Annotated in this window: 10 protein-coding genes; 5 read left to right on the top strand and 5 right to left on the bottom strand. The window is 71.1% G+C overall.

Features of this window, described 5'->3' with window-relative positions; translation table 11 throughout:
- Positions 1–122: 122 nt before the first annotated feature.
- On the bottom strand, positions 123–1,502 hold the full coding sequence (locus tag ABZ471_RS13665; RefSeq protein WP_359065836.1) for an FAD-dependent oxidoreductase: 1,380 nt from the start codon (positions 1,500–1,502) through the stop codon (positions 123–125).
- 65 nt (positions 1,503–1,567) lie between these two features.
- Here ABZ471_RS13665 and ABZ471_RS13660 point away from each other — a divergent pair, with 65 nt between their 5' ends.
- Positions 1,568–2,218 carry a TetR/AcrR family transcriptional regulator C-terminal domain-containing protein gene (locus ABZ471_RS13660; RefSeq protein ID WP_359065816.1) on the top strand — a complete coding sequence of 217 codons (651 nt, stop codon included), beginning with the start codon at positions 1,568–1,570 and terminating at the stop codon, positions 2,216–2,218.
- Here ABZ471_RS13660 and ABZ471_RS13655 read toward each other — a convergent pair.
- The 4 genes from ABZ471_RS13655 to ABZ471_RS13640 all read right to left on the bottom strand — a co-directional run bounded on the left by ABZ471_RS13655 (position 2,211) and on the right by ABZ471_RS13640 (position 6,927).
- A complete protein-coding gene (locus ABZ471_RS13655; protein ID WP_359065814.1) occupies positions 2,211–3,161 on the bottom strand; it encodes a class I SAM-dependent methyltransferase in 951 nt (316 codons plus the stop codon). The two genes, ABZ471_RS13660 and ABZ471_RS13655, sit on opposite strands and share 8 nt — an antisense overlap.
- Positions 3,162–3,241: 80 nt before the next feature.
- Positions 3,242–4,426: an acyltransferase gene (locus ABZ471_RS13650; RefSeq protein WP_359065812.1), complete on the bottom strand. Its 1,185-nt coding sequence runs from the start codon at positions 4,424–4,426 to the stop codon at positions 3,242–3,244.
- A 192-nt stretch (positions 4,427–4,618) separates the two neighbouring features.
- Complete coding sequence (locus tag ABZ471_RS13645) at positions 4,619–5,953, bottom strand: polysialyltransferase family glycosyltransferase (protein WP_359065810.1); 1,335 nt, start codon at positions 5,951–5,953, stop codon at positions 4,619–4,621.
- Positions 5,950–6,927: a glycosyltransferase family 2 protein gene (locus ABZ471_RS13640; RefSeq protein ID WP_359065834.1), complete on the bottom strand. Its 978-nt coding sequence runs from the start codon at positions 6,925–6,927 to the stop codon at positions 5,950–5,952. The genes ABZ471_RS13645 and ABZ471_RS13640 overlap by 4 nt, the downstream gene beginning before the upstream one ends.
- Before the next feature lie 198 nt (positions 6,928–7,125).
- Between ABZ471_RS13640 and ABZ471_RS13635 the strand changes: the two genes are divergently transcribed.
- The 4 genes from ABZ471_RS13635 to ABZ471_RS13620 are packed head-to-tail and all read left to right on the top strand — an operon-like array spanning position 7,126 to position 11,920.
- A complete protein-coding gene (locus ABZ471_RS13635) occupies positions 7,126–8,445 on the top strand; it encodes a DUF6716 putative glycosyltransferase (protein ID WP_359065808.1) in 1,320 nt (439 codons plus the stop codon).
- Between the two features lie 32 nt (positions 8,446–8,477).
- Positions 8,478–9,773 carry an N-acylneuraminate cytidylyltransferase gene (locus ABZ471_RS13630; protein WP_359065806.1) on the top strand — a complete coding sequence of 432 codons (1,296 nt, stop codon included), beginning with the start codon at positions 8,478–8,480 and terminating at the stop codon, positions 9,771–9,773.
- A gap of 12 nt (positions 9,774–9,785) precedes the next feature.
- Positions 9,786–10,724, top strand: a complete 939-nt coding sequence (locus ABZ471_RS13625; RefSeq protein WP_359065804.1) for an N-acetylneuraminate synthase family protein — start codon at positions 9,786–9,788, stop codon at positions 10,722–10,724.
- Positions 10,725–10,771: 47 nt separating this feature from the next.
- On the top strand, positions 10,772–11,920 hold the full coding sequence (locus tag ABZ471_RS13620) for a hypothetical protein (RefSeq protein ID WP_359065802.1): 1,149 nt from the start codon (positions 10,772–10,774) through the stop codon (positions 11,918–11,920).
- Positions 11,921–11,933: the final 13 nt, after the last annotated feature.

The raw sequence follows: 11,933 nt of genomic DNA, 5'->3' as shown, positions 1-11,933 counted from the left end.
CGTCCACCTCAGCTACTTCTCGAACTTCATCCTGCTGGGGTCTTTCCTGGGCATTGGCGTCGGGTCCCTGTTCCTCGGGTTCGCGGTGAAGCTGTCGCTCGCCGGCGCGTGAGCGAGGGCGTTCAGCGCAGGCCCACCCGGGCGAGATAGGCGCCGAGTCCGTCCGTCGAGTCGCCCACCCAGCCGACGTACCCGTCCGGGCGGACCAGGAAGACACCCGGGCCGTAGGACTCCGGGGCCGCCGGGAGTACGTGCACCCCTGCCACCGGTGTCGTCGCGCCCAGCAATGTCCAGTGCGGCCCCCGGAACGCGTCGAAGAGGCGTACCCCCGACACCCGGCCGTCGGGTGCGCGGTCGCCCGCCTGCACCCCGGCCGGGGCGGCCCGCCGCTCCTCGCTCAAGGACGACTCCCGGTACCCCAGCCCGAGCTGCACCGTCGCCTTCCCCCGCGGTACCTCGCCGCGGTGCACGCCCGTCGACAGGCCCAGCATGGCCGCGGCGTTGGGGCGGCGCTCCTCCTCGTAGGTGTCGAGGAGGGCGTCCGGTGCGCCGGCGCTCAGCACCGCGCCCAGCTTCCAGCCCAGGTTGTAGGCGTCCTGGACGCTGGTGTTCAGACCCTGCCCGCCGGCCGGTGAGTGGACGTGCGCCGCGTCTCCCGCGAGGAGGACCCGGCCGACCCGGAACCGGTCCGCCAGCGCCGCCCGCGGCCGGAAGTCCGAGGCCCAGCGCAGCTCGGTGACGTCCTCGGCGTCGAGGTGCGTGTACGCGGCGACCAGCTTGCGGATGCCGTCGAGCGACAGGTCCGGCTCCGTGCCCTCCGCCAGCTTCCCGGACAGCTGGAAGTCGTCCGTGCCGGCGAGCGGGCACAGCGCCACGCCGGTGCCGTCGGCCCCGGGGAAGGCGTGCCAGTGGTCCCGGTCGAGGCCCTTCAGCCGCACGTCCGCCACCAGGAACGGGCTCGGGTCGACCGTCTCCCCGGTCATGCCCACGCCCAACGCGCGCCGTACCGCCGAACGTCCTCCGTCGGCCGCGACGGCATACCGCGCGCGGACGGTCGTACCGTCGGCGAACCGCGCGCTCACGCCCTCCGCGTCCTGCTCCAGGCCGGTCAGCTCGCGTCCGAAGGCGACCTTGCCGCCCGCCTCCACCAGGCGTGCGTACAGGACTTCCTGGGTCCGCCACTGCGCGACCATCCACGGCTCGGTGTACGGCGCGCCCTCGTCCGCCTCGACGGCCTCGAACATCGGCTGCTCGCCGACCCGCTCGCCGTCCTTCCAGATCATCCGCACCGGGTAGGGCCCGCCCGCCGCGCGGATCGCGTCCAGCACGCCGAGGTCCTCGAAGACCTCCTGGGTGCGCGGCTGGATCCCCTTGCCGCGCGAACCGGGGAAGAGACCCTCCGTCCGCTCCACGACAGTTGCGTCCACGCCGCGCCGGGCGAGGTCGATGCCGAGGGTGAGGCCGGTCGGGCCGGCCCCCACGATCAGGACGTCCATCATGATTCTCCTTAACGCCGTTAAGTGCCGTCGGTCATGAGCGTGCCCTTAACGCTGTTAAGCTGTCAAGCGTGAGTACCGAACGACGTGCGCCGCTGGACCGCGAGCGGGTCGCCGACACGGCGCTGCGGCTGCTGAACGAGACCGGTCTGGACGGACTGACGCTGCGCGCCATCGCCAAGGAGCTGGACGTCAAGGCCCCGGCGCTCTACTGGCACTTCAAGGACAAGCAGGCGCTGCTGGACGAGATGGCGACGGAGATGTACCGGCGGATGGTCGCCGGCGTCGTGCTCGACCCCGCCGACACCTGGCAGGAGCGACTGCTCAAGGCCAACCGCGGACTGCGTGCCGCGCTGCTCGGCTACCGCGACGGCGCCAAGGTCTTCAGCGGTTCACGCTTCACGGGGACGGACCACGCCCATGAGCAGGAGGCGCACCTGCGCGCCTTCACGGCCGTCGGCTTCGGACTGGTGCAGGCGGTCAGCGCGGCGCGGACCGCGCACATGTACACCCTCGGCTTCGTCACCGAGGAGCAGGGCGTGCAGCCCCTCCCGGGCGAGCGCCGGGAGGGGTACGACATCGGGGAACGCGCCCGGCGCATGGCCGACTTCCCGCTCGCGGCCGAGGCCGGAAAGGTGCTCTTCGACGACTACGACCAGCAGTTCGAGGAAGGGCTGGCGCTGGTGATCGCGGGCATCGAGGCCCGGTACGGGATCAGCTGAGCGGCGGTCGGTCCCGGTCCGCGCGCGCGTTGCGTATCGCCCGCGTGAGGACGGGCGGCAACAGGTCGACGGCGACCCTGCGGGCCCGGCTGCCGTGGTGGGCGGGCGGCGCTGCGGGGGTGGACGCCGGTCCGTGTGCCGGCGCCGGATCCGAAGTCCCGGGCGCTGTCCGGGCACTTCCCCTCGCATGCCTGGAGGGCGGGAACTCCGGCGGCTGCATCCCCTTGGACTTCAGACGGACGATCCGGTGCCCGGCCGCCTCCTGGACGCTCAGATGGCAGTCGGACCGCCCCCGCGCCATGGCCAGCAGCTCCTCCTGGACCGGCTCCGGATCGCCCCAGGTGCCGTAGAGCTTCTGCGTGCTCAGGCAGATGGGGCGCAGCCCCCGGTTGAGCACCGCCTCCCAGGTGGCCACGGACACGCCCGGCGTGTGCTCGGAACGGAAGTCGTCAAGGACGACGACGCCGCCGGGCCGCAGCAGGTCGTGGGCCGCCCCTATGTCGCCGTGCACGTGCTCGTACAGGTGCGAGGCGTCGATGTGCACGAACCGGCAGGAGCGGGGCTCGACCTCGGCGGGCACCAGGGAGCTGGGCCCCTGGAGCACGCGCGGGAGTTCGTCGTGGAAGGAGCGGTAGTTCTCCTCGAAGACGCGGCGGGTCAGCGCGCTGTAGGACTTGGCCGACTCCGCCTGGTTGGCGCCGTCCGGGGCGTCGCCCTCGAAGAGGTCGCACACGGTGTACTTCTCGCCCGGCTGTCGGTGTCGGCCGATGAAGATCGCGCTCTTGCCCATGTAGACGCCGACCTCCAGAAGGTCGCCGTGGGTTCCGGCGGCCTCCTGTCGGTTCAGGAGCCATTCGAAGAGCAGCTGGTCGAGCACCGGGAACCAGCCGGGCACGTCGTCGAGGCGGTGGGGCGGTCGCGTCGCTTCCTGGGTGGTGGCCATGGGGCGGTGCCTGCCCCGAGGCTCGGTTCACAAGCGAAGGAGAGATGAACGGATACCCAACGTCCGGATCTCCCGTCCGCTCAGCCGATCCCCTTGCCGTCCTTCGGCGCGGTGAGCTGCGCCGAGATTCCCGGTGTGCGGACCCTCTTCAACGCCCTCTTCAGCCGCGGGCCGAACGGTTTTTCCACGAACCGGTGCATCAGCCAGGCGAGCACCAGCATCCCGAGGACCGTCGCCGCGAGCGTCGGGTACGGGGGCAGACCCAGGCCCCGGTGCAGCACCCGGATGGCGAACCAGCCCAGGTGTTCGTGGACCAGGTAGAAGGGGTACGTCAGCGCGCCGGCCGTGGCCAGCCAGGACCAGTTGGCCCAGCTGGTCCAGCCCACCGCCACGACCGCCACGGCGGCGAAGGCGAAGGTGACGATCACGAGTATGACGTGCGGGTCGCGGACGAAGTCGCCGTGCGCGCCCGGGTGCCACAGCCCGCGTGTGGCGTTGCTCTGCCCGAGCAGCCAGGAGACGGCCACGATGCCCCACAGCAGCAGGTCACTGCCGAAGCGGTGGATCAGGTAGAGGGCGAGACCGCCGATGAAGAAGGGCGCGTAGTCCGGCATGACCAGCTGCTTCAGCAGCTCGTTGTCGGACGTGTTGCACAGCACCGTCGCCAGCGTCCACACGCTGCAGAAGAGCACGACCCGCCGGTAGGTGACCCCGCGCAGGACGACGAGCAGGGCGAACAGCGCGTAGAAGCGGACCTCGACCCAGAGCGTCCAGCACACGCCCAGCACGCGGTGTGCGCCCATGGGCTGTTGCAGCATCGTCAGGTTGACCAGGAACTCGTCCAGCCGGACCGCGTGCACGACGGCCGGCAGGGCGAGGGACGCGCCGGTGACCAGCACCAGGGCGACCCAGTAGGCGGGGTAGAGGCGGGCGACGCGGGAGCGGAAGAAGTCGCCGAGGGTGCGGCCCCAGCTGCTCATGCAGATGACGAAACCGCTGATGACGAAGAAGAACTGGACGCCCAGACAGCCGTACGTGGCCACCTGGGACAGGGACGGGAAGAGGCGGGACGGACTCTGGTGCCAGGACTCGGAGATCGTGCCGCCGCGTCCGGCGTAGTGGTAGAGGCAGACCATCAGCGCGGCCAGGAGGCGCAGGCCGTCCAGGGCGTGCAGGCGGCTCTTGCGGCCGCCGGAGACGGACGGGGCGGGGGCCGGCCCGGGTGCGGGCGGAGCGCTGGTGAGAGTGGAGGACGAAGCAGGCATGATGCTCGACATTTTTCCCGAACAAACGTTAATCACCTCGGATTTTCATGTGAATTTCCGTGGTGCGCTTGCTCTCCGGTAATTCGCCCGACCGACCTCGTTCGTTCACCTGTTCGTCGCCTTTGCTTCCTGCCGGCAGAAACAGGAAAAGGGCGGGCCCGTACAGGACCCGCCCTCACCAGGAGCGCGTGTTCAGCGACGTACGACCCGGCGCAGATTGCGCGCCTTGCGGGCCATCCGGCGCACGGTGGCGTTGCGCGGGATGAACGCCAGCTGGGCGGGCACCCCGCCGGGAAGCGCCAGCGAAGTCAGACGCTTGCGCTTGAAATAGCGCAGGGTCTGTTCGTTGAGGTTCTTCGCGAGGTACTGCTCGGCCTCCTCGCGCAGCCTCGGCAGGATCTTCGGCTGCATCGCGAAGCCCACCGCACGCACCAGCGCGCCCAGCGCCTCGACGTCCATGCCCCGGCGCTGCTCGGTGACCGCGTCGCGGTCGCCCAGCTCGGGCAGCAGCGCGTCGACCACCGTGACCGGGATGCGGTTGCTGTTCTCGTACGGCGTCAGCCGCTCCAGCAGGAGGTCGGTGCCGACCCGGGCGACCGGCAGGCCGTACAGCGCGGAGGCGGTGAGCAGGGCGGTGGAGAAGCAGCCGACGACCAGCGCGGGACGCATCCGCTGGTACAGCACCTCGGCGAGCACCGGCGTGTCGAGCACGGTCAGTTCGACCTTGAGCTTCTCCGCCTCCTGCTCCAGGCTGCGGGTGAAGCGGGCCGGAGCCGTCGGGTGCGGCTTGAACACCACCTTGGTGTGCCCGAGCTGGACGGCCCCCTTGAGCATCCGCACATGCAGGTTCTCCTCCTGCTCGGCGGTGAGGATGTCCAGCGCGGAGAGGTACTGGCCGAGCAGCAGCGCGGGCTCCTCCACCTCGGGCAGGTCGTCGCCGAGGGGAGCGAGTTCGGCCAGCACCTTGGTGAAGGCCTGCGTCGGCACGATCTCGTCCGGCACGCCGAACTCGGTGAGCAGCAGCGGCTTCAGGCCCGGCACGAGGTCGAGGTGGAGCACCCGGTCCACGCGGGTGCCGACCAGCGGGTCGATCTTGTTGCGGGTGGGGCCGTAGCTCATCAGGCCGTCGGCGTAGACCGTGACCGGGGCGCCGTTGAAGATCTGGCCGAGCGCGAGGGAGGGGTTGACCTGGATCGACTCGACGGCCAACTCGACGTCGTCGTCGTCCAGTTGCCACTCGTGGCGCAGATAGCGTTCCCACAGGGGCATGTCGTCCACCCGGGGCGCCCAGCCGCCGGGGTGGAAGGGGAAGATCGTCTCGTTGTACGAGATCACGTCGTCGAAGCGCTCGCGCAGCCGCTCGAAGCCGGGCATCTCGTCCAGACCCGGTGTGGTCTCGGGCGTCGCCGCGTTGTTGCAGACCAGCAGGATGCGCCGGCCGGCCGGGCGGAAGCAGCCGGAGTCCAGGGCGGCGGCGAGCGTGGCCGTGCCGTACAGCGTCGACGCCTGGAAGATCTGGGTGGTCACGCGGCGACCCCCGCGGCGGCGGGACGGCGGCGCAGCCGGCGCAGCTTGGTGGCGCGCTGGAGGTCCATGGAGTCCAGTGCGTCGTCCAGCACCCCCTGCGGCATGCGCCGCAGGGCCGCGGCACTCATGGATTTCAGTTGCTTCGCCACCGCGGGCTCGAACCTTTCGATGGATCCCAGATGATGGGAAATGATGGCGCAATACGTGCGGACGGCCTTGGGCAGGAGGGCATCGGCCTCCGGGTCCGCGGCCGTTTCCGCGATGACCTGGTCGAACGCGCGAATGAAATCGAGCTGCCGGACGTCGCCGATCTGGGTGAGTGACGAGGCGACACCGCGCCGGTAGAACACGCCGAGCAGACTCACCGCGGCGAAGGATTCCGCCTCCCGGTGCAGTTTCCAGATCCACGGCCGGTCCTCGGCCGTGCGCAGCCCGTCGGTGAAGTGCAGCAGCCCCTTGTCCACCAGCCGGCGGTGGTAGATGCCCGCCCAGGCGTAGGCGTAGTCCACGGAGGTGGACCGGTCGCTGGGCAGGATCGCCTCGCGCGGGTTCATCACCACGCCCCGCCGGCCGTGCGGCACCCGGTGCACGGCGCGCGCCCTGGCGGTGCACTGCACATGGTCGGTGCGCAGGAAGTCGCAGCCCAGCTCCTCCATGGCGGCGACCAGCTTCGGGTAGTAGCCGGCGGCGAGCCAGTCGTCGCCGTCCAGGAAGGTCAGGTATTCGCCGCGCGCCCGGTCGATGCCGGTGTTGCGGGCGGTCGCCAGCCCTCCGTTCTTCTCGTGTCTGACGTAGACCGCGCCTGGCAGCTCGCGCTCCGCGCGCGCGAGAATCCCTGGCGTCTCGTCCCGGGAACAGTCGTCGACGAGAATGAATTCGAAATCCTCACGCGCGTTCGCCCTGAGGCTCCTCAGGGTGTCGGGCGCGTATTGCTGCACGTTGTAGAACGGCACGATGACGGAGAGCTTGACCACGTGGGGGACGTTAGGGCGACGCCCGTCATTCGTCTTGACCGCTATCTTGATTCCAGGTGAACGAAGCGTGGCGAAGCCGTGAACCGGGCTTTTTTCCGGTGTGATCGCGGCCCGATTCGCCATTCGGCGATGTGCTGTTAACCCTTTGTTGCATTCAGGTTGGGCGGAACCTCGGAATGCCTTCCTAGCGTCTTCGACGTGCCAGCAAGTGCAACGAAGTCCCTGCGGGTAGCCGTCCTCGCGGATTCCGACACCCGGTGGAAGTGGGGCGCGCTCACCGCGCAGCGTGTCACCCCCACCGGCGCCGAGATCCGGCTCGACGGCTACCTCCTGCGGGGGCGAGCCACCCCCACCGCCCGCCAGTTGAAGGAAGTCGGCGTCCGCGCGGACTCCCTCCGCGAGGTGACCGGCGTCGAGTTCCTGCGTGCCATGGGCGAAGGCCCCGAGGACCGGTACGACGTCCTCGTCCTCGCCCTGGTCGGCGGCGGTGTCCAGGCGATGCTGCACGGGCTGCGCAACCTCTGGGGCTCAGGGAAGCGTCCCGTCGTCGTCACCGGCTATGTCGGGGTCGTCTACGAGAAGCTCGCCGACGGGCTGCTGCTGCGGCACGGTGCGGACCTCGTCCTCGCCAACTCCCGCCACGACGCGGACCGTTTCCGGGCCGTGTACGAGGGGGTCGGCGCCGACGCCTCAGCGGTGACCGAGGTCGCGCTGCCGTTCCTCGGCGGGGAGCCGTACGCCGGTGAACACGACCCCTACACCGTCGTGTTCGCCGTCCAGCCCTCCGTCCCGGACAGCCGCAAGGACCGTGCATACCTGCTCGACCGGCTGATCGAGCACGCCCGCAAGCACCCCGAGCGCGAGGTGCTGCTCAAGCTGCGCTCCAAGCCCGGCGAGCACACCACCCACATCGAGGAACTGCCGTACCAGAAGCTGGTCCAGGGCAAGGACGTGCCCGCCAACTTCCGCCTGGTGTACGGCCACATGGGCGAGGTGCTCGACCGCACCGACCTGCTGGTCACGGTCAGCTCCACGGCCGCCCTGGAAGCCCTGCACCGCCGCATCCCGACGGTCGTCCTGACCGACCTCGGTGTGCGCGAGGTGCTCGGCAACCACCACTTCACCGGCTCCGGGTGCCTCGCCTCCTGGGACCAGCTCGACGCCGGCCACCGACCGGCGCCGGACGAGGAGTGGGTGGCCCGGCAGGGCGTCGCCGCCGACGGCACCTACGCCACCGCCTTCGACACGGCCCGCGAGCGCATCACCGAACTGCTCGACCGGCCGGAGGGGCTGCCGCCCCTCACCCCCTACTACACACCCGAGACCGCGCCCGGCTACCTCCCCGGGATCCTCGCGCGCCACCACCTCGGCCCCGACGGCGCCCCGCTGCCCGGCGCGCCCGCCGCCGACAAGGAGCCGGGACCCGTCCGCCAGATCGTGCGCCGGGCCGCACGCGGCGCCTACCGCCACGGCGTGCAGCGCGTGGCCCCCGTGATCCGACGAATGGGAGAGCTGTGAGCGACCGGATCCCACGGCAAGGAGCAAAGCACATGACCGACGCCAACCCCGACGCACCCGCGGTGCGCCGCGTGCTCGCGGTGATCCCGGCGCGCGGCGGCTCCAAGGGTGTCCCCGCCAAGAACCTCGCTCCCGTCGGCGGCATCCCGCTGGTGGCCCGCGCGGTGCGCGAGTGCCGCGCCGCCCGGCTGGTGACCGACGTGGTCGTCTCCACCGACGACCAGGCCATCGCCGCCGCCGCCCGCCAGGCCGGCGCCGAGGTGGTCCTGCGCCCCGCCGCCATCGCCGGCGACACCGCCACCTCCGAGGCCGCCGTCCTGCACGCCATGGACGCCCACGAGGCCCTGCACGGAGCGGCCGTCGACGTGGTTCTGCTCGTGCAGTGCACCAGCCCCTTCCTGGTCCGCGAGGACGTGGACGGGGTCGCGGGAGCCGTCGTGGAGAACGGCGCCGACACCGCGGTGACCGTCGCCCCCTTCCACGGCTTCATCTGGCGGGACGCGGCCGACGACCCGGTGGCGGTCGACACGGAGTCGACGACGACCGTCGGCGGATCCGTGACCGTCGCCAACTCCACGACCGTGAGCGGCGGTTACGGCGTCAACCACGACAAGTCCTTCCGCCCCCGCCGCCAGGACCGCCCCCAGGACCTGCTGGAGACCGGCGCCGCCTACGCGATGGACGCGGCCGGCTTCCGCGAGCACAAGCACCGCTTCTTCGGCCACACCGAGCTGGTCCGCACCGACCCGGCCCGGGTCCTGGAGATCGACGACCCGCACGAGCTGGCCCGCGCCCGCGCCCTCGCCCCGCTCTTCGACGCGGACCGCCCGGGCGCCCTCCCCACCTACGACGACATCGACGCCGTAGTCCTCGACTTCGACGGCACCCAGACCGACGACCGGGTGCTGATCGACTCCGACGGACGGGAGTTCGTCTCCGTGCACCGCGGAGACGGACTCGGCATCGCCGCCCTGCGCAAGAGCGGGCTGAAGATGCTGATCCTGTCCACGGAACAGAACCCGGTGGTCGCCGCCCGCGCCCGGAAGCTGAAGCTCCCGGTGCTGCACGGCATCGACCGCAAGGACCTCGCCCTCAAGCAGTGGTGCGAGGAGCAGGGCATCGCGCCGGAGCGCGTGCTCTACGTCGGCAACGACGTGAACGACCTCCCGTGCTTCGCCCTCGTCGGCTGGCCCGTGGCGGTCGCGAGCGCCCACGACGTCGTACGCGGCGCCGCACGCGCGGTCACCAACCTCCCCGGCGGTGACGGCGCGATCCGAGAGATCGCCAGCTGGATCCTCGGCCCCTCTCTCGATTCCCTCCCCAAGTAAGGACATCCCCTGATGAGCACCAACTCCCGCATCCGCTCCTTCGGTACGCGTGAGGCCGGCCCGGGCCGCCCCGTCTACATCTGCGGCGAGATCGGCATCAACCACAACGGTGAGCTGGAGAACGCCTTCAAGCTCATCGACGTGGCCGCCGAGGCCGGCTGTGACGCCGTGAAGTTCCAGAAGCGCACGCCGGAGATCTGCACCCCGCGCGACCAGTGGGACATCGAGCGCGACACCCCCTGGGGCCGGATGACCTACATCGACTACCGCCACCGCGTGGAGTTCGGCGAGGACGAGTACCGCCAGATCGACGAGTACTGCAAGGAGAAGGGGATCGACTGGTTCGCCTCCCCGTGGGACACCGAGGCCGTCGCCTTCCTGGAGAAGTTCGACATCCCCGCCCACAAGGTGGCCTCCGCCTCCCTCACGGACGACGAGCTGCTCCGCGCCCTGCGCGCCACCGGCCGCACGGTCATCCTCTCCACGGGCATGTCGACCCCGAAGCAGATCCGCCACGCGGTCGAGGTCCTGGGCTCGGACAACATCCTGCTCTGCCACGCCACCTCCACCTACCCGGCCAAGGCCGAGGAGCTGAACCTCCGCGTGATCAACACGCTGGAGAAGGAGTACCCGAACGTCCCGATCGGCTACTCCGGCCACGAGACCGGCCTGCAGACCACGCTGGCCGCCGTCGCCCTCGGCGCCACCTTCGTCGAGCGCCACATCACCCTCGACCGCGCCATGTGGGGCTCGGACCAGGCCGCCTCCGTGGAGCCGCAGGGCCTCGTGCGCCTCGTCCGCGACATCCGCACCATCGAGGCCTCCCTCGGTGACGGCGTCAAGAAGGTCTACGACTCCGAGCTGGGCCCGATGAAGAAGCTGCGCCGCGTCAACGGCGTCGTCGCCGAGGCGGAGATCGCCGCGGCCGCGGGCGAGCCGGTCTCGGTCTGAGCACCCTGATTGCCTTAGCTGCCCTACAACGGGACGGTCGTACGCCGATGAGCCCCCGCGCCGGTCAAGCCGGCCACCCTGCCCACACGCTCGCCTTCGTGGAGAGCCCGGTACAGCTGCTGAACGTACTGGAGTGGGCGCACCTCCACGGCCTGCGCGGCGCCGCCGAGCCGGCCCGGCCCTCCGTGCCCCCGCAGGCACGGAGGGCGCCGGCCGGCGTCCCGGCATCCGCCGACGCGGAGCTCACCGTCGTCGTCCTGTCCCCGACCGACCCCATGACCCGGGGCCAGCTGCGCCGCATGGCGGACCTGGCCCGGGACGAGGGGTACCGGGTGCGCTGGGAGGAGGCGCGGGGCGGCACGACCGCGCCCTTCCACACCATCGGCGGCCTGGCGGGTTCCCTCCGCCGGGCCGACCGCATCGTGATGGGGGACCCGTTCTCCCGCTACGTACAACTGCTGTTGACGATCACCCGGGCCCGAGACCTGGTCGTGGTGGACGACGGCACGGCGACGATGGAGTTCGTCGCCCAGCTCGCCCGCGGCGAGCGCCTGGTCCGCTGGCACCGCAAGGGCGGCCGCCCGGGCGCCCGCGACCTGCTCTTCGCCCCGGTCTCCTCCTCGGCCCGCCGCCGCCTCACGCCGAGCGCCCGCCGCCGCGTCGAGGTGTTCTCCTCCATGCCGGTGACGGAGACCCCCGAGGGCGTCACGGTCACCGCCAACGACTTCGCCTGGACCCGCGCCCGCTTCGGCCCGCCGCGCATCACCAAGGGCGCGGACATGGTCGGCACGTCGTTGGTGGAGACCGGCGTGGTGGACGGCGACCGCTACGTGGAGGCGGTCCGCACCCTCGCCAGGGCCCACGGCGCCACCCGCTACTTCGCGCACCGCCGCGAGAGCACCGACAAGCTGCACCGTCTGGCCGTGGAAACCGGCCTGGAAATAGTCCGCCCGGACCTCCCCCTGGAACTGATCGCCCGCCGGGGTCCCATCGGCCGTACGATCCTCAGCTTCCCGTCCACGGTCGTCCACACCCTGCCTCTTGCCCTGGCCGGCACGGGCGTCCGCGTAGCGGTGTGCGACATCGACCCCAGCTGGCTGACGGAGACCGCCTCACCTCGGGCGCAGGGCTTCCTGTCGGGAGTGACGGGGACGGCACGGGATGTACATCGGCTGGCGGCGGTGGGGCTGGCCTAGTCCGCCCACGCCG

Origin of the sequence: Streptomyces sp. NPDC005728 (assembly GCF_040630895.1) — a bacterium.
Lineage (GTDB): Bacteria > Actinomycetota > Actinomycetes > Streptomycetales > Streptomycetaceae > Streptomyces.
Note: the sequence above shows the minus strand (reverse complement) of the source record. Positions and strands in the feature narration are given on the sequence as shown.